Here is a 17,308-nt window from a genome sequence, read left to right on the forward strand (position 1 = left end):
CCCGCCCCGACCCGCGTACTAGGACACCTCTAGGACACCCCTAGAACGCCCCGGGGTGGATCTGCTCCCGCGTCGCGACGTACTGCTGGCGCACTCCCTGCCACGCCGGGAACTCCTCGCCCGGCTCGAAGACCTGGGCCGCGGGGGCCGGCCAGACCGGCGGGGTGTGCGGGGCCAGGGTGCCCTGCGCCACACCGAGCGTCCAGGCCGCCTGGCGCGCCGCGCCCAGCGCCGCGTAGTCGGCCGGCGCCGGTACGACGACCTGCGTGCCGAACAGTCCCGGGGCCGCGGCCTGCACGGCGGGCAGCTCGGCCGCCGCGCCCAGCAGGAACACCCGGCGGATCTCGACCCCGCGCGAGCGCAGCACGTCCAGCGCGTCCACCAGCCCGCACAGCATGCCCTCGAAGGCGGCCCGGGCCAGGTGCTCCGGCTTCATCGAGTCCCGGCGCAGCCCGGACAGGGTGCCGGCGGCGTGCGGCAGGTTCGGGGTCCGCTCACCCTCCAGGTACGGCAGGAGCACGAGGCCGTGCGCGCCCGGCGTCGACTTCAGCGCGAGCTCGGACAGCCCCTCCAGATCGGTGCCGAGCAGTTCGGCGGTGCCGCGCAGCGCCCGCACGGCATTGGAGGTGTTCACCACGGGCAGGTGCATGCCGCTGGCGTCGGCCAGCGAGGTGACCAGTCCGCCCGGCTCCGACACCGCCTCGTGGTGCACGGCCATCACCGAACCGGAGGCACCGAGGGAGACCACCGCGTCGCCGGGGCCCAGCCCCAGCCCGAGCGCGGCGGCCATCGTTTCGCCGGTGCCGGCGGAGATCAGCAGCCCCTCGGGCGTGGTCCCGGCGGCATCGGCCGGGCCGAGCACCTCGGGCAGCAGGGCCCGGTGCCCGAGCGCCAGCTCGACCAGGTCGGGGCGCCAGGTGCCGGTGGCCGCCGACCAGTACCCGGTACCGGAGGCGCCGCCGCGGTCGGTGGTCCGCCGGGCCGGGCGGCCCAGCAGCTGCCAGACGAGCCAGTCGTGCGGGGACATCAGCACGGCGATCCGGCGGGCGGCCTCGGGCTCGTTGCGGGCCAGCCAGGCCAGCTTCGCGACCGGCTGCGCGGAGTGCGGGACCGAGCCCACCGCCTCGACCCAGCCGTGCCGACCGCCGTAGGCGTCGATGAGGTCGGCGGCGGCGACCTGGCCGCGCTTGTCGTTGCCGACGAGCGCGGGCCGCACCAGAGCGCCCTGCGGGTCCAGCGGCAGCAGGCCGTGCTGCTGGGCGGAGACCCCTATGGCCTGGACCCCTTCGAGGAGCCCGCCGCCGGCGGCCTCGCCGAGCGAGAGCAGCCAGGCCTGCGGGTCGGTCTCGTAGGGATTCGCGCCGTCCGGTTCACCCGAGGGCTGTGGGTGGGGTGCGTACCCCTGGCGCAGCACGGCGCCGGTCTCGGTGTCACAGACGACGATGCGTGTGAACGCGGAAGAGCTGTCCAGCCCGGCGACTATCCCCATGCCGTGAATTCTGCCGCACGCGGGGCCGGACTCGACCGGTCCGGAGCCCCCGGAACCTCATGGATCCCGTGAGCCCCGGCGCGCGGACCCGTGGTGCTCAGGTGTTGCTGGTGCCCCAGTCGTCCTCGCCGGCGCCGCCGGCCCGGCCGCGCAGCCCCCGTACCCGCCCGGAGAGCGAGTCCGGGACGGCGTCGCCGACCTTCTGACTCACCGCGGTGAAGGCCTTCCCGGCGAACTCGCGCCCGGTCTGACCCGCGGTTTCGGCGGCGTTGCGCACCGCGGGGTTCTGCGCGAGCTGCCGCGCGGACTTTCGCATCTGCTCGTAGCGCTCGCGTCCGGCCCGGGTTCCGAGCACGTACCCGAGGGCCAGTCCGACCACGAACGTGACCTTGTACCGCATGCCTGTCACCCTTCGTCGTGTGGTGCCCGGCCCGCTGTCGATACCGATTGGCGGAGCACCCCCCTGCTTGCGCTAATCTATGACTCGCAACGGGCACTCGCCCCCCGGCAACGCCGGAGGTGGGCTGTTCGATGCACCGCAGCAATCCCCTGTAGCTCAATTGGCAGAGCAGCCGGCTGTTAACCGGCAGGTTACTGGTTCGAGTCCAGTCGGGGGAGCGCGGTCCCCTGTAGCTCAATTGGCAGAGCATTCGGCTGTTAACCGGAGGGTTGCTGGTTCGAGTCCAGCCGGGGGAGCAAGGAAGAGGAAGAGGACCCCGAGGGGTCCTCTTCTTTTCTTTGTCGCCCCGTTCGGGAACCGGACAGCCCTCAGAACGGTCTCTCTGAGCAGGCGAAGCCGATCATGCGGGGCATCCGAGGCAGGAGATCGTATGAGCGGCTATGCTGCGGCAGACGGCGCGCACACGTGTACGCGCCACGCCGTGAAGGGGCGGTAGCTCAGCCGGTTAGAGCAGCGGACTCATAATCCGTCGGCCGTGGGTTCGAGTCCCACCCGCCCCACTGCGAGCCGCAGGTGCAGAAACGATCGCACCTGCGGCTTCGGTGTTTCCGGCGCCGTTGTGCCCTCAGGCGGGCCGGGCGCACGCCTGTGGCGGGGAACCGCCCGGGAGCGAGTCCCCCGGGTGACCTGCTCGCGCCGTCGGCGCGGCACGCGGAACGCCGCCTCCTCTGCCGCGTCGCGCCCGCCCGTACAGGACCGTGGCGGTCGTCGCCCTGGAACGGCGACCCCGGCGGCGCGCATCAGCGGCGCCCGGCCGCGCCGCGGCCCGTTCCGGCGGCCGGCTCAAGGCCTTGCCCCGGGAAGACCACGCCGCTCGCGGAAGGTCCTTGCGGCCGGGTGGACGGAGCCGGGAGATGGCCCGCTCGCGTGGCCCGCCATCACGGCGACTGCTCCTCGCACGGCCGGATTTCTCGCGCCGGGAATTGTCGCCGCCGATCCCATCATGTGACGAGGAGCTGACCATCCTGTCGTTCATACGCTGACGCCGTGACGGAACAGCTGGTGGTTGACGGTCTCGGAGCGGGTTGGACCTCTGTGGTCAGCGGGCATCTGCGGTGGATCGAGGGGCAACTCGACGGCCTCGGCCTGCCGACCGAACGGTCCGACGAGCTGCGGGCCCGGCTTCTCGCGGTCCAGGCACGGGCAGCCGACCCGCAGTTGCGGGTGGCCGTCTTCGGTGAGGCGTCCAGTGGCAAGAGCACCCTGCTCAACGCCTTCCTGCGGCGCCGGTTGCTGCCCTCCTCCGCCCGCGTGACGACGCGTACGACCACGGTGCTGGAATACCGCGAGGGCGCCGAGGGACTGACGGTGAGGACCGCGGACGACTCCTACCTGGAGTGGCCGTCCGCGCCGTTCGCCGGGTGGGCGGGGCGGGGGCGGGAGGCCGGGCCGGACACGTTGGAGCGGGCGCTGCAGCGGGTGCTGACCACGGCACTGGCGGACGAGGTGGCCAGTTTGCGGGTGCTCTCGCCGGTCCGGCTGCTGGGCGGCGGAGTCACGGTGATCGACACCCCGGGGTTCAACGTGACCGAGCGGGGGCACCGGGAACTGGCCGAGGCCGCGGCGCGGCACGCGGACGTGGCGCTCGTGGTGGTGCCCGCCGTCGCGGCGATGTCGTTGACCCTGGTGGACTTCCTCACCGGTCCGCTGCGTGATCACCACGACCGGTGCGCGTTCGTCCTCACCAAGCTCGACCTCCTCGACGAAGACGAACGCTCCGAAGCCGTCGCGGTGGTCGAGCGCCGGCTCAGCGAACTGGGATGCGCGGATCCACTGCTGCTGCCCTGCGCCCCGGGCAAGGCGTTGGGCGAGATCGAGGCCGTCGGCGTCCGCGGGCCGGGCCATCTCGCGTCCTTCCTTGAAGTGGAGGCGAGCATCGCGCAATTCGCCGCGGACAGCCGCCGGTCGGCCGTCGCCGCCACGACGCTCGGGCTGCTCTCGGAACTGCTGGCGGCGGTGGATGAGACGGCCGAGGCCCGGCGGGCCGCGCTCGGCCGGGGAGAGCGCGAGCTGGCGGCCCTGACGCTGCCGGACTTCCCCGCCTTCCTCGACACCTGGGCCGCGCGCACGCGGCACCGGGCCGCGACCGAGCTGACTCCCGCCCTGAACCGGGCGTCACCGCATTCCCGTACGACGCTAGAAGTGAAAGTCGGCAACGCGGTGGCGGGCGAGAAGATCAACGACTTGGCCGGCGCCGCGGAAGAGGTGTCCCGTCTGGTCCGGAACCACTTGCGGCAAGACGCCCAGCAAGCCGCCCGCAGGACGGCGAACCGGGCCGGCCAGGTGCTGAGCGCCGCCGCCGCGGAACTCGCCCGTGACTTCGAAGCCCAGTACAGCGCGCTGGTCGACCTGGCCGGCGAGACCAGGACGGCTCCCCCCGTGCCACCGGTGGTGTGGCCGGACCCGCCCGCCCCGGACATGTCCGACATCGACCGCGCGCTCAGCGCGATCGGCACCCAGCTGACCGCCAGCGGCAAATGGCGTACCGGCGGCGGGGCGATGGCCGGCGCCCTGGCCGGCGGTCTCGTCGTCCCGGGCATCGGCGCCGTCGTCGGTGGCGTGCTCGGCGCGCTCATCGGGCGCCGCGGCCCCGATGCGACCCGGGAGCAGTTCCTGCAGCAGGTCAGCCCGGTCATCGCGGCCGCGCACGAGGAGATCGGCGCCCTCGCCTCCTGCCTGCCGCGCGTCGCGGACAGCCTTGCAGAGAGCGTCGCCGCGCTGCGTCGGCAGTACGACGACGAGTGGCGCGAGGAGATCGCCGGGCTCACCGCAGCCCATGACAGGCGGCGGGCGGAACTGGCCGCCGGGATCGCTCACGCCGAGGAAACCGCGGTGGCCGCCCGACGGCGCCGTGACGAAGTCGCCGCCCTGCGGCGCCGCACCAGCCGGAACGTCCCCATCCCGAGGAGCCGTGACCAGTGACCACTACACCCCCGCCCACGGCGGACTCACCGCCGGAAGACGAACCCGCCACCCCCGTGGCCGATGTCGCCAGCGCCGCCCCCGGCTGGCTGCGACAGGCCCGCCAGCTCGCCGAGGACCACGGCCAGCACTCCATCCGGGAGGCGCTGGACCTGCTGGCCGCCGGGCGCGGCCGGCCCGCGTTCCGGATCGCGGTGGTGGGCGAGTTCAACCGCGGCAAGTCCACGGTGATCAACCGGCTCCTGGACCGTGACCTGCTGCCGACGGGGCCCCTTCCGGCCACGTGGGCACCCGTGGTGATCCGGGCCTCCGACGAGGAGGGACTGACCCTCGGCTGGCCGGACGGCCGCCGTGAACGGCGCAAGCTCGACGACGACATCCTCTGGGACGGGCTGATCGGGCCCCCGACGGAACGCGAGCCGGGCGCTCCCGCAGCGCCCCCGGAGCCCGCCGTGACCGTGACCGTGGCGCATGACTGGCTCGCCGGTCTGGACGCAGAACTGGTGGACACGCCGGGGGTCAACTCCGGGACGGAGGAGCAGTTCGAGCAGGTGCGCCGGACCGCGGCCGGCAGCGACGCCGTGCTGTTCGTCGTCTCGGCCCTCTCCCCGGTGAGCATCACCGAGCGGCGCCTCCTCGAAGAGGAGGTCCTCTGTCGGCACGTACCCTTCGTGGCCGTCGTCGTGACCATGCTGGACCTGGTGGACGGTGACGACCGCGAGGAGGCCGTGCGAGACCTCAGGGCACGACTGTCCGGCCTGCCCGTGCTGATCGCCCCGGCGCCCGGCGGAGGCGAGTCCGAGCTCGCCTCTCTGCGCTCGCTGTTGGAGGGGTTCGCGCGGGACAGCGAACGGGCGCTGTGGCGTGACAGGGCGATCGCCGCCCAAGTGGCGGACCACTGCGAGGTGATGGCCCAGATCGCCGCCGAGGCCGACGCGGCGGGTCGGCTGTCGAAAGAGGAGGTCGCGGAACGGGCCGAGCTGGCGCAAGCGCTGCGGGAGAGCGAAGACAGGGAGTGGGACCGAATCCAAGGCAATTTGACGGCACGTCAACTCCAGCTCGGTACCCGTCTGCGTGAACACGTCCAGAAGGGGCGCGACGGCATCATCGAAAGGCTGCGCTGGGACCTGGAGCGGGCCTCCGACCCGGGCACCTGGTGGGAACGCGACCTGCCGGTCCGGCTGGGGCACGAACTGTCTCTGCTGGCCCGAAGCTCCGAACGCACGGTCCTGCTGCCGGCCATGGCCGCGGACACCGACTGGCTGGACCGGGAAGTGGCGCACAGGCTGCCGGGTGCGGCGCGCAGCCCACTGCCCGGGGCGTTGGAGCTGTCCGCCGAGGCGGACGTCGCCGGCGAGGTCTCCAGCCTGTCCAAGACCCGCTTGGCCACCCGGTTGGGCGCCCAGGGCGGTTCGATCCTCGGTTTTCTGATCGCCTACGCCCGCCAGCGCCAGCGATCAGGCTCCGGCCGGTCCGGAGCGCCACCGATGCTCTACAGCGGCGTCCTGAGCCTGGTCGGCGGTCTGCTGGCCGAGACGCACATCAGGAACGCCACCGAGGAGCGGCGCCGCCAGGTCGACGCCGTCCTCGTGCGGGCGGTCGACGAAAGTGCGGGGGCCTTCCAGCGGCGGGCCGTCGACGCACTCGGTGAGGTCTACGCGGACGTGTTCGCCCGACTCCGCGAGTCCCACGGGGCCTGGGCGGACGCCCGGCGGGCGGCGGCCGAAGCACCATCGGCATCCGGTACGGACTGGCCGCGCCTGGCGAGCGCCGCGACGGAGCTGGCCGGCCGCATCCGTTCCGCACTCGCCAGCGGCGTGCGGGTCGGGGAGGAAAACGAATGAACCAAGGAGAGGACGGCCTACCCATGACGACCGAAGAAGGCGGTTACGCTGCCGCCGACGCACAGCGGGAGCGGCTGGCCGAGATGTGCCGCGGGGCGCAGAAGGCCGCCGAGCAGATCGGCAACAACGGTGCCGTCAACGACGTGGCGGCGCTGCTCGAACGGATCGAGAACCAAGTCTTCCACGTGATGGTGGTCGGGGACTTCAACCGGGGGAAGTCCACCTTCGTCAACGCCCTGCTGGGAGACCGGGTGCTGCCGGTCAAGGCGGTGCCCGCCACGGCCGTGATCACCGAGGTCAGGTTCGGCGAATCGCCGGCCGCACTGCTGTGGACCGAGGACGCGGACGAGCCCGAGGCGGTCGACCCGGCCCGGCTCATCGAACTCATCACGGTGAACAACGCGACGGGCGCCGAGCGCAGCCCGTACGTCATGGCCGAAGTGTCCTGGCCGCTGGAGCTGTGCCGCCACAACGTCGTACTGATCGACTCGCCCGGCCTCAACGCGTACGCGACCCACGACGGCATCACCCTCACTCACCTCAGCAAAGCGGATGCGGTGATCTTCCTGCAGCACGCGATCGCCCCGATGAGCATCAGCGAGTCCGATTTCCTGGAGAAGTACCTGAGTGCGTACGACCCGTTCTTCGTGTTCACCTACTTCGACGCCATCGACGATCACGAGCGCGACGACGTCGTCCACTCGGCCCGGCGACGCATCACCACGCTGCGGGGCGAGGACAGGGACGAGGGCCGGTTCTTCTTCGTCGACGCCAAGTCGGCGCTGCGCGCCCGCATGGCCGAGGACGACGGGGCGTTCCGCCGCACCGGCATGGACGCGGTGGAGAGGCAGCTGGAGCGGTACCTCGTGACCGATCGCCACAAGGTCAAGTTGCTCGCCCCGGCCCGTACCCTGTGCGACGTCGCCCAGGAACTGCGCCACAACATCCCCTCCGAGCTGAAGATGCTCGAGTCGGAGAAAGCTGACCTCGAACGGAACTGGACCGCTGCCCAGCAGCCCGTCAAGGAGCTGGAGGCGCTGGCCCGCCAGATCTCCTTGGACATCCGCAACCAGACCCGTGAGCTGCAGGACCGGGTGGAGAGCCTGCTCGGGGGCTTCCTCACGGGCATCGCCGACGAGGCGCTCCCCATCGCACAGAGCGTCGACATCACGACCAAGCTCGGCATGAACCCCCTGAAGGCCAAGGAACGCGCCGGGCAGGTGGCGGACGAGATCGCCAACGGCACGGTGAAGGCCATGGAGGAGAAGGTCGCCCTCTGGGTGACCGGGTCGCTGAAACTGGTGATCGAGCAGGAGCGGGAGCGGCTCGCCAAGCGGCTGAACGCCGAACTCGTCGCTTTCGACGAGTCACTGGCCAAGCTGCGGATCGAACTGCAGGGGGCGTCCGGCGCGGCCGTCGGGGGAGATCTGGAAGCCCAACCCCTGACCCGGTTCCTGGCGGGCGTGGGCGGGTGGGCGATCGGCGGGCCGGCGGGTGTTCTGGTCGGGACGCAGTTCGGGGCGAAGGAGGCGTTGCGTACGGTCCTGCCCTCTCTTGGCGTCGCCCTGGCCTGGTTGTTCACCCCGTTCGGATTGCCGACGTTGGTTGCGGCCTGGATCGCTCAAGGCTTCTTCCAGGTCAATTTCGCCGGTGACCGCGTGGAGAAGAAGATGCGGGAGGAGATCGGTCGCGCGATGGCCACCCAGCTGCGGATTGCGGCACCCACGCAGGCGCGGGAGGCCGCACGGGCCTTCGCAGCGGAGACGATGGAGCCCTTGGAGAGGCAGATCAGCCACGCCATGTCCTCCCGGATCGAGGAACTCACCCGCAGTGTGGTCTCCGCCCGGGCGGCCCTGGACCAGGGCGAGGAGGCGGTCGAACAGCGCCGCACCGAACTGAGCCGGCTGGACGACCTCCTGAGCCGGGTCGACGAAGAGACCGGTGACCTCATCGCCGAGTTGACGAGGATGTGATGGCCCGGTACCGCAGACGGCTGTGCTTGGCCGTGGACCTGCGCAAGTACAGCCGTCACGGCTATCGCGCGCAGGAGGACGCGCAGTACCGGCTCCGGCTCGTGGTCGAGCACGCGCTGCGTCGGTCCCGGGTGCTGCGCGTCCGTGCCCAGCAGCAGGTGCAGGGAGACGGCCAACTCGTCGTCTTCCCCGCCAGGATCGATGCCGTACGCGTGATTCCCGCCCTGGTCCACGGCCTGCGGGACGGTCTCTACCAGGCGAACCGCACGCCCGGCGCCTTCGGCCGGATGCGGATGCGGGCCGCCCTCGCGATGGGGGAGGTCTCCCGGGCCGACCGCGGGTACCTGGGCGACTCCGTCGTCCTGGTCAACCGGCTGGTCGACTCGGACGGACTGCGCGGCGCCCTCGAGGACGCAGAGGGGAGCGACCTGGCGCTGGCCGTGCCGGACGACATGTACCGGGACGTGATCCTGCCCGACGGGCGGGGGCTGGCCGCCGAGTTCCGCCGGATCGAGGTGGCCGTCGAGAAGAAGGAGTTCGCCAGCGGTGCTTGGCTCCACGTGCCGCCCTCGGCTCCCGTCCGGGATCCCAGGCCGGAGCCGGTGATCTGGGGTCATTCGCCGACCCGTACGGCGATGCGCGAGTTCGTCGTCCCGGCGCTGGGTGCCGCCCACCTGGCGGCCACGGCGCTCTCGCACGGTTCGCCGCTGCGGGAGTGGGTGCTGGGGGGCTCCGGCACCGGTGTCTCGTACGGGGGCGGGGAGCGGGACTTCGAGGACACGGACGGTACGGACGGCACGGACGTGCACGAGGACGGTCTGGTCGACGGCCACCCCCCGGGGCGGCACCGGTCGGGCGCCCACCACGGGAGCGGGCCTCACGCGAGCGGCCACGCCGGAGCCCCCCGGCCCCCGGGCCCGCACCACGCCCCTGCGCACCACGCCCCCGGGCACGACGGAGATCCGCACCACCACGATCCCCATCACACCGATCCGCACCACCAGGACCCGCACCACGGAGATCCGCACCACCACGATCCCCATCACACCGATCCGCACCACCAGGACCCGCATCACGACGATCCGTACCACCAGGACGGGCACCACACCGATCCGTACCACCCGGACCCGCATCACGACGATCCGGGCCACCACGACCCGTACCACGACGATCCGGGGCACCACGACCCCGGTCACCACGACCTCGGCCACCACTTCCACCACGGCGGGCACTGACCGACGGCCGAACGCGGCCCGGTTGTACGAGAACTGGGCTGGGGGACGTCTACACCGGCCGCGGTGTCGGGCGGGTGGGGGTGGTGGGCGCCGCGGCGACCCCGTGGCCGATGCCCGCGGGGACGTTCCGTTGAGGGGCGTCCCCGTCGGCGACGAGCGTCAGTACCGATAGGTCCCTGACCAGGACCCGGCGGTAGCCGGTCTCGACGACGCCCCGCTCGCGCAGGGAACGCAGTTCCCGGTGCACGCTCGGTTCGGAGGCGCCGACCAGCTCCGCCAACTCGGGCTGCGTGAGCGAAACCCCGATCGAGACGCCGGTCGCGCAGGGGTGCCCGTACGCCCGGGCCAACTCGAGCAGGACCCGGGCCACCCGTGTCCCCACCGGGCAACCGCCGAAGTCCTGCCGTCGCCGCGTCGCCCAGCGCAGCTTCCCGGCCACCGTGCACATCACGGCCTGCGCCGCCTCCTCGTACGTCGCGAGGAGGTCCAGGAACGGCTGCCGGCCTATCAGTTTCGCGCTGCCCGTTCCGGCGGCCACCACCGTGGCGACCCGGGGCTGGGCATCGAAACAGGCCAGCTCGCCGACGAGGTCCCCGCCGGCCCGGACCGCCAACAGACCCTCGCGATCGTCCTGCGTCCGGGCCAGCACCTTGTACCAGCCGCTGAGGAGGAGGAACACGTACGAGCCGTACTCGCCCTCCCGCAGTAATCGTTCGCCCCGCTCGAATCGCACGTCCCGCCCGAGCCTGACCAGCTGTTCGCGGGGTTCCTCGGAGAGTCGGCCGAGAAGACTCGCCGCTGGCCAGTGACCGTGCCCCGGCCGTTGAGCGGATCCGCCGACCCCCATAGGTAACGTCATGTACGGGACCCCTCGAATCACTGTTCGTTTTAGGTGGAGATGCCTCCTGCTGGCCCATTGTGTGCCGACCCGATGGTTCGGGCCATGAGAATGACTGTTTTGTTGTTGCGTTCGGTGTTTTCGTCGTCGCACTCGGTCGGAGCTGGTGGCGCCGAAGCGGCCCCCGCGGACCCGTACCCCCGGCCGAGGGGCGCCGGGGGTGCGGGAGTCGGAGCCGGGTCGGTCAGAAGTCCTCCGTCTCGTCCGTGAGGTGGCGCAGTACGTCCGTCAGGTCCTGTCGGCGGGCGAACGCCACCCGCTGGCGGTGGGCGCCCGAGCCGTCGCGCAGGAGGCCCGCCAGGGTCTTGGCGGCGTGGTCGAGGTCGCCGGCGGCGGCCAGTTCCGGGGCGACCAGGTCCAGCAGGGCCTCCGCGAGGTCCGCCGCGGGGAGTTCCGTTCCCGAGTACGGGTCGAGGCCGAAGCCCTCCAGGCCGTCGTGGGCCGCCCGCCAGCGCGCGAGGCGCAGTACGTCGTCCCGCACGGCCGGTTCGGGCCGGCGCTCCGCGATCTCGCGCAGCGCCGTGGAGACCAGCGCGCGGGCCAGTTCGGCCTGGAGGACGGCCGAGTCGATGTCCGGGGACATGTCGGGCGCCCGGATCTCGAGCGTCGGCCAGTGTCCGGAGGGGCGGAGGTCCCAGTAGACCATCTTGGTGTCCAGGGCCGCCCCGGAGCCGAGCAGGGTCTGCACCGAGCGCCGGAAGTGCGCCGTGGACGTGAAGTGCGGGGGCAGGCCCGCCGAGGGCCAGCCGGACCAGGCCATGGCCCGCCAGCTGGCATGACCGGTGTCACGGCCGCCCCAGAACGGCGAGTTGGCGGCCAGCGCGATCAGCGTGGGCAGCCAGGGTCTGATCCGGTTGGACACGGCCACCGCCGTGTCCACGTCGAGCGTGCCGATGTGAATGTGGCGGCCGCAGCTGACCAGCGTGTCGGTGAGCGCGCCGAAGCGGCGGTGCTGCTCGCGCTGGCGCGGCAGGTCGTCGGTCAGGTGCAGCGGTCCCTCCACGGCGACGACCGGCGAGGGGGCGGCCAGCAGCCGGCAGCCGTGGGCGCGGGCGGCCCGGCCGACGGTGCGCCGCAGCGCGGCGAGCTCGGCGCGCAGCGAAGCCGCCGAGTGGGCTATCGGGGTCGATATCTCCACCTGGTAGCGGGTGCCTTCGGGGTGGAGTTCGCCGGGCAGCCCGCCGGCCGTCGCCAGGACCAGCGGGGCGGCGGGAACCACCCGGAAGCTGCGGGCGTCGACGAGCAGGAACTCCTCCTCGACGCCGACGGTGAGGGGGACGGCGGGGCGTCCCGTGTTCTGCGTCGTGCCGGTGCTCGCGGTGCTGTTGCCAGGTTCGATCACTACGCCTCCCTGGACATACGAGTCTTTTCATCATGAGCTGAACCCGAGGTGAGGAGCGCACGTCGATTCGGTCAAATGTCCGGTGATAATGGCGAGTTACCGGTAAAACGCCGCCCGGTCCGGGAATCCGGAGCAGGGTGTGGCGACTGTTGCCGGTGTGTGAAAGGGCCGAAATTCCAGGAGGGCGCCGGACGGTCGGTGATTATCATCCGATGTGACTCCGACGACCGCCCCACCCCGGCTCTGGCAGCGCATATTCGCCGACCTCACGCCGCTGAGCGCATCCGCCGACTACCGGCGGCTGTGGTTCGGCGGAACCATCTCGTGGGTCGGGCAAGCGATGACCACCCTCGCCATCTCGCTCCAGGTCTACGACATCACCCGGTCCAGCTTCTCCGTCGGGCTCGTCGGTCTCTTCTCGCTCGTCCCGCTCGTCGTCTTCGGCCTCTACGGCGGCGCGATCGCCGACACCGTGGACCGGCGCAAACTCGGCCTCTACAGCTCGATGGGCGCCGCCGCACTCTCGGTCGTGCTCGCCGTCGCCGCGCTGCTCGACTTCCACCGCGTCTGGTTCCTGTACGCCGTCGTCGCACTCCAGGCGGTCTGCGGGGCGCTCACCGGGCCCGCGCGGTCCGCCATGATCCCGAGGCTGCTCCCGGTCGAACAGCTGCCCGCCGCCAATGCCCTGAACTCGATGACCATGACCTTCGGGTCGATGGTCGGCCCGGCCCTCGGCGGGGTCATCGTCACGGTCGCGGGCTACGGGACGGCCTACCTGATCGACGTCGTCACCTTCGGCGCCGCGCTCTACGCGATGTGGAAGCTGCCGTCGATGAAGCCGGACCGGGCCGAGGGCGCCCGGGGGCGGGCTTCCGTGCTCGACGGACTGCGCTTCCTCGGCACCCGGCCGAACATTCGGATGACCTTCTTCTCCGACCTGGCCGCCATGGTGCTCGCCCAGCCCAAGGCACTGTTCCCGGCCATCGCCGTGCTCTGGTACGGCGGCGGCCCCGGTACGGTCGGCCTGCTGGTCGCCGCGCTGGCCGCCGGAGCGCTGCTCGGCGGGCTGTTCTCCGGCTGGCAGGGCCGCATCCGCCGGCACGGGCTGGCGATCCTGCTGGCCGTCGCCGGCTGGGGGTTGGCCGTAGCGGCGTTCGGGCTCAGCCGGAACCTGTGGCTCGGCATGTTCTTCCTGGCCCTGGCCGGGTACGCGGACACCGCCTCGATGGTGTTCCGCACGACCATGCTCCAGGCCGCCACCCCCGACGACATGCGGGGCCGCTTGCAGGGCGTCTTCATCATCGTCGTCGCGGGCGGGCCCCGGCTCGGTGACTTCCTCGCCGGGACCGCCGCCGACTTGATCTCCCCGGGCGTGGCCGTCACGGGCGGCGGGCTGGCCTGTGTGCTGGTGCTGGGTCTGCTCGCGCTGCGGTGGCGCAACTTCGCCCGGTACGACGCCCGGTCCCCACAGGCCTGACAGCTGGGACTGCCGGGACTGCTGGGGCCGCCGGGTGGGCTGCCGCCTGCTGCCCGTCGGTGGGTACCGACCTGCGTGCCGACCCGTGCCGACCCGTGCCGACCCGTGCCGACCCGTGCCGACCCGTGCCGACGCGTGCCGGCCCCCGGCGCGACCGGCCGGACTACGCGTCCACCGGTTCCCGGGTCCGGTCGCCGCCTCCGCTACCGGTGTTGACGGTGCCGACCGGTTCGAAGAGCAGGATCTGTGCCTCCTCCGCCGCCGCCGGGCAGTGTTCGACCCCGCGCGGGACCACGTACATCTCGCCGGGTCCCAGGACCACCTCCCCGTCGCGCAGGCGGATCGTCAGGGTGCCCCCGACCACCAGGAACAGCTCGTCGGTGTCCTCGTGGGTGTGCCAGACGAACTCCCCCTGGAGCCGGGCGGCCTTGACCTCGTAGTCGTTGACGCGGGCGATGCGCCGCGGGGCCCACTGCTCGGTGAAACCCGCCAGCTTTTCGGCGATGTTGACCTTCTGTGTCGTCATGCGGACAGTCTGTCGGCACGCCCGCGGACGGTCTTGTACGTTCCTGACATGGCCGCGATACGTCCGCCCAGCACCGTGTCCGCCTGGCAGCCGCCGGTGCCCGGCATCGCCGAGGTCTTCCACGCCCGCTTCACCGAGCACGCGTACCCGGCCCACGTGCACGACACCTGGGCGCTGATGATCCTCGACGGCGGACGGGTGGACTTCGCCCTCGACGGGGAACGGCACGGCCTCGGGGTGTCGGACGCGGTGGTCCTGCTGCCGCCCGGGGTGAGCCACGACGGGCGGACCGTGACCGAGACCGGTTTCCGCAAGCGCGTGTTGTACCTGGACACTTCGGTGCTCCCGGAGCGGCTGACCGGGGCCGCCGTCGACACCCCGCTGTTGGCCGACCCCGCGCTCCGTGCGCGCGTGCACGGGCTGCACCTGGCGCTCGCGGAACGGGACCCCTTCGAGGCCCAGTCGCGCCTGGCCTTCCTACGGGAGCGGCTGCACCGCCGGCTGGCGGGGCGCGCGGCCGAAGGGCGGGGGCCCGTGCCGGGCGCGCGGGTCGCCGTACGGCTGCGCGAGCTGCTCGACGCGCGGGTGGTCGAGGGGATCACCCTGGAGGAGGCCTCGGTCGAGCTCGGACACCTGCACCCCACGTACCTGATCCGGACCTTCAAGTCGGCGTACGGGCTGCCGCCGCACGCGTATCTGACTGCGCGACGGGTGGCGTTGGCGCGGCGGCTGCTGCTGGCGGGGGTGCGGCCGGCCGAGGCGGCGGTGGCGGCTGGGTTCTACGACCAGGCGCACCTGACGCGGCACTTCGGGCGGCACGTCGGGATCAGCCCGGCGCGGTTCGCCCGATCCGGCCGGTCGTGAGGGGAAGCCGGCCGGTCGTCCGGCTGTCGCAGCGCCGGGTCGGGCGGCGTCAGGCCCCGTCGGCCGGGCCGACGATGCCGCGGGCGACCCCCAGGGCGACCAGGTCCTGGGGGCGGACGCGGAGTTGGTCCGCCGTGGCGGGCGCGGCCGCCGGGGGCCGCTTGAGGATGGCCGCCGCCAGTTCCGGGGCGATCACCGAGAAGTAGCTGTCCGGTGTGGCCCAGGTGTTCCCCGGCGCGGCCAGCGCGAGGGCGCCGCCCGAGCCGCCCTCGCCGATCAGCAGGGTGGTGATGGGGACGGTGGCCGCGGCCACCGCCGCGAAGGTGTCCGCGATGGCCGCGCCCGCGCCCGCGTGTTCGGCGGCGGCGTCGTTGGCCGCGCCCGGGGTGTCCACCAGGGTGAGCACCGGGATGCCCAGCCGGTCCGCGAGGCGGATGACGCGGGCGGCCGTACGGTAGCCCGCCGGGCGGGTGGCGGTGCCGCACTGGGCGGCGTAGGCGACGGCGCGGCCCTCGCGCAGCCCGAATCCGCACAGCATGCCGGGGTCGGTGCCGCCCGCCCGGTCCCCGGAGAGGGGCAGGCGGAGCTCGAAGTACGCGTCCAGGTACGCGGCGGCGTGCGGCCGGTCGGGGTGCCTGGCCTGCAGGACGGCGTCCCATCCGGTCCGCGGCGGGCTCGCGTCCGCCAGCGCGCCAGGCGGCTCCACCGGCGCTGCGGGGCGGGGCGCGGCCAGGATGCGGAGCCAGTCGGCGAGGGTGCCCGGCAGCTCGGCGGCGGGCACCACGGCGTCCACGTGACCGGCGGCGTACTGCCCTTCGGCTCCGTAGGCCGTGGGATCGGCGTCCGCCGGACGCACCCGGGACCCGGCGAAGCCGACCTGGGCCCCGGGGAGCGCGAGGACCACATCGGCCCCGGCCCCCAGGGTGGCCCAGCCGCCGCCCGTGGTCGGATCGCGCAGGACGGCGAGCTGCGGGAGCCCCGCGGCCCGGGTCAGGACGCACTGGCGGGCCACGCGCTGGAGCTGGGTGAGGGCGAGCATGCCCTCCTGCATCCGGGAGCCGCCGGTGGCGATCAGCGAGACGAGGGGGAGCCGGTGTTCGCGGGCGTGGGCGTACGCGGCTTCGAGCCGGTCCCCGGTGCGCTGCCCCAGCGAGCCGCCGAGGAAGCCGAACTCGAAGGAGATGACGGTGGCTTCGCGGCCGCCGACCCGGGCGGTGCCGGTGACCACGGACTCCTGTTCGCCGGTGCGCTCGGCGGCGCGGGCGCGGGAGTCGTCGTAGCCGGTCCACTCCAGGGGGCCGTCGGCGGGCGACTCCCGCCGGGGCGCCGGGAGTTCGGTGAAGCTGCCGGCGTCGGTCACGGAGGCGATGGCCGCGCGGGCCGAGAGGCGGGTCGTCACGGGGTCACCCCAGGTCGGGTCGTCGGTTGACGGTTGACGGTTGACGGTCGTCGAAGTCGTGTACGGACGACAGTACTTGGACCGGGTGGCGCCGGGGCGCCCGGCGGTGGATCCGGACGGCGTCGGTGGACGGTGGCGACCGGTGCGGCGCGGGCGGGACTCGCCGGTCACGGGAGCGGGAGGGCGATCTTCACCGCGTACGCGGCGACCAGGCCGTAGCCGAGGCGGAAGGTCCAGACGCGGGCGCCGTCCGGGACGCGGGTGCCGGCGAGGGCGCCGAGCGTCACGAGCGCCTGCTGCCAGAGGAGGGAGGCGGCGCCGACACCGAGGAGGAAGGCGGCGCCGGCCGCTCCGGCGCCGAGGGCGGCGCCCTGGGCGGTGGTGAGGGCGGCGAAGTAGAGGGCGGTGGTGGGGTTGAGGGCGGTGAGGCCGACGTACCGGGCGAAGGCCTTGGCCGGCCGGGCCGCGGGCCGGGCGGACACGGTGTCGGATGCCGCGGCGGAGTCCGAGACCCGGACGGGGGCCGAGGCCCGGGCGGGGGAGGCCCCGTAGAGGCCGCGCGCCGCAATGACCAGCAGGATCACCGCCGAGGCCAGCCGTACCCAGGCCTCGACCGGGGCGACGTGGGAGGCCACCCAGGGCCCCAGGGCGGTGGCGAGGGCTGCGTAGCCGAGGTCGACGGCCGCGATTCCCGCGGCCGCGGCCACGGCAGTGCGGCGGTCGCGCATGGCCTCTTGCAGCAGCAGCACGCTCATCGCCCCCATGGGCATCGCCACGCCCAGCCCCGCGGCCGCGCCCGCCAGCGTCGGTGTCATCAGTTCGCTCATGGGGCGAGCGTCGGGCCCGGCCTTCGGGGGGCGAGCGCGCATACCGGGCCCG

At 72.9% G+C, this 17,308-nt stretch carries 13 protein-coding genes and 3 tRNA genes; 9 read left to right on the plus strand and 7 right to left on the minus strand.

Annotated elements, in window-relative coordinates:
* Positions 1-40 precede the first annotated feature (40 nt).
* Positions 41-1,489: an FGGY family carbohydrate kinase gene (locus ACIQK6_RS18525; protein ID WP_329102261.1), complete on the minus strand. Its 1,449-nt coding sequence runs from the start codon at positions 1,487-1,489 to the stop codon at positions 41-43.
* Positions 1,490-1,586: 97 nt separating this feature from the next.
* The gene (locus ACIQK6_RS18530; protein WP_329102263.1) at positions 1,587-1,889 is read right to left on the minus strand and encodes a YtxH domain-containing protein; all 303 of its coding nucleotides are present in this window, start codon (positions 1,887-1,889) and stop codon (positions 1,587-1,589) included.
* Between the two features lie 145 nt (positions 1,890-2,034).
* Between ACIQK6_RS18530 and ACIQK6_RS18535 the strand changes: the two genes are divergently transcribed.
* The 7 genes from ACIQK6_RS18535 to ACIQK6_RS18565 all read left to right on the plus strand — a co-directional run bounded on the left by ACIQK6_RS18535 (position 2,035) and on the right by ACIQK6_RS18565 (position 9,923).
* Positions 2,035-2,107: transfer RNA gene (locus ACIQK6_RS18535), tRNA-Asn, on the plus strand.
* Positions 2,108-2,112: 5 nt separating this feature from the next.
* A tRNA-Asn gene (locus ACIQK6_RS18540) sits at positions 2,113-2,185 on the plus strand.
* Positions 2,186-2,375: 190 nt separating this feature from the next.
* Positions 2,376-2,449: transfer RNA gene (locus ACIQK6_RS18545), tRNA-Ile, on the plus strand.
* 487 nt (positions 2,450-2,936) lie between these two features.
* Positions 2,937-4,871 carry a dynamin family protein gene (locus ACIQK6_RS18550; protein ID WP_402695098.1) on the plus strand — a complete coding sequence of 645 codons (1,935 nt, stop codon included), beginning with the start codon at positions 2,937-2,939 and terminating at the stop codon, positions 4,869-4,871.
* Entirely contained in the window at positions 4,868-6,715 is a 1,848-nt protein-coding gene (locus ACIQK6_RS18555) for a dynamin family protein (protein WP_402695099.1), read from the plus strand. Before ACIQK6_RS18550 ends, ACIQK6_RS18555 begins: the two co-directional genes overlap by 4 nt.
* A gap of 23 nt (positions 6,716-6,738) precedes the next feature.
* Positions 6,739-8,688 (plus strand): dynamin family protein, encoded by a 1,950-nt coding sequence (locus tag ACIQK6_RS18560; RefSeq protein ID WP_329102306.1) that lies wholly within the window; start codon positions 6,739-6,741, stop codon positions 8,686-8,688.
* Complete coding sequence (locus ACIQK6_RS18565; protein ID WP_402695100.1) at positions 8,688-9,923, plus strand: hypothetical protein; 1,236 nt, start codon at positions 8,688-8,690, stop codon at positions 9,921-9,923. Before ACIQK6_RS18560 ends, ACIQK6_RS18565 begins: the two co-directional genes overlap by 1 nt.
* A gap of 49 nt (positions 9,924-9,972) precedes the next feature.
* On the opposite strand, the gene ACIQK6_RS18570 is transcribed toward ACIQK6_RS18565, so the two are convergent.
* Together ACIQK6_RS18570 and ACIQK6_RS18575 are read right to left on the minus strand one after the other, a co-directional pair.
* Positions 9,973-10,656, minus strand: coding sequence for a Crp/Fnr family transcriptional regulator (locus tag ACIQK6_RS18570; protein ID WP_329102310.1), 684 nt, complete (start codon positions 10,654-10,656; stop codon positions 9,973-9,975).
* A 349-nt stretch (positions 10,657-11,005) separates the two neighbouring features.
* Positions 11,006-12,163, minus strand: coding sequence for a glutamate--cysteine ligase (locus ACIQK6_RS18575; RefSeq protein WP_329102311.1), 1,158 nt, complete (start codon positions 12,161-12,163; stop codon positions 11,006-11,008).
* Between the two features lie 214 nt (positions 12,164-12,377).
* Here ACIQK6_RS18575 and ACIQK6_RS18580 point away from each other — a divergent pair, with 214 nt between their 5' ends.
* Entirely contained in the window at positions 12,378-13,640 is a 1,263-nt protein-coding gene (locus tag ACIQK6_RS18580; protein WP_329102313.1) for an MFS transporter, read from the plus strand.
* Between the two features lie 163 nt (positions 13,641-13,803).
* On the opposite strand, the gene ACIQK6_RS18585 is transcribed toward ACIQK6_RS18580, so the two are convergent.
* Positions 13,804-14,166 carry a cupin domain-containing protein gene (locus tag ACIQK6_RS18585; RefSeq protein WP_402695101.1) on the minus strand — a complete coding sequence of 121 codons (363 nt, stop codon included), beginning with the start codon at positions 14,164-14,166 and terminating at the stop codon, positions 13,804-13,806.
* 48 nt (positions 14,167-14,214) lie between these two features.
* Between ACIQK6_RS18585 and ACIQK6_RS18590 the strand changes: the two genes are divergently transcribed.
* On the plus strand, positions 14,215-15,030 hold the full coding sequence (locus ACIQK6_RS18590) for a helix-turn-helix domain-containing protein (RefSeq protein ID WP_402695102.1): 816 nt from the start codon (positions 14,215-14,217) through the stop codon (positions 15,028-15,030).
* A gap of 49 nt (positions 15,031-15,079) precedes the next feature.
* On the opposite strand, the gene ACIQK6_RS18595 is transcribed toward ACIQK6_RS18590, so the two are convergent.
* Positions 15,080-16,429, minus strand: coding sequence for a carboxyl transferase domain-containing protein (locus ACIQK6_RS18595; RefSeq protein WP_402695103.1), 1,350 nt, complete (start codon positions 16,427-16,429; stop codon positions 15,080-15,082).
* A 167-nt stretch (positions 16,430-16,596) separates the two neighbouring features.
* Entirely contained in the window at positions 16,597-17,256 is a 660-nt protein-coding gene (locus ACIQK6_RS18600; RefSeq protein ID WP_329102323.1) for a LysE family transporter, read from the minus strand.
* Positions 17,257-17,308 lie beyond the last annotated feature (52 nt).

The sequence above is a fragment of the Streptomyces sp. NPDC091682 genome, assembly GCF_044756625.1.
Classification (GTDB): Bacteria; Actinomycetota; Actinomycetes; order Streptomycetales; family Streptomycetaceae; genus Streptomyces.

What these genes read in the sequence shown, in the direction of transcription:
- ACIQK6_RS18525 (WP_329102261.1), bottom strand. Translation starts at nt 1,489, where the DNA reads ATGGGGATAGTCGCCGGGCTGGACAGCTCTTCCGCGTTCACACGCATC.
- ACIQK6_RS18585 (WP_402695101.1), bottom strand. Translation starts at nt 14,166, where the DNA reads ATGACGACACAGAAGGTCAACATCGCCGAAAAGCTGGCGGGTTTCACC.
- ACIQK6_RS18565 (WP_402695100.1), top strand. Translation starts at nt 8,688, where the DNA reads ATGGCCCGGTACCGCAGACGGCTGTGCTTGGCCGTGGACCTGCGCAAG.
- ACIQK6_RS18560 (WP_329102306.1), top strand. Translation starts at nt 6,739, where the DNA reads ATGACGACCGAAGAAGGCGGTTACGCTGCCGCCGACGCACAGCGGGAG.
- ACIQK6_RS18530 (WP_329102263.1), bottom strand. Translation starts at nt 1,889, where the DNA reads ATGCGGTACAAGGTCACGTTCGTGGTCGGACTGGCCCTCGGGTACGTG.
- ACIQK6_RS18600 (WP_329102323.1), bottom strand. Translation starts at nt 17,256, where the DNA reads ATGAGCGAACTGATGACACCGACGCTGGCGGGCGCGGCCGCGGGGCTG.
- ACIQK6_RS18590 (WP_402695102.1), top strand. Translation starts at nt 14,215, where the DNA reads ATGGCCGCGATACGTCCGCCCAGCACCGTGTCCGCCTGGCAGCCGCCG.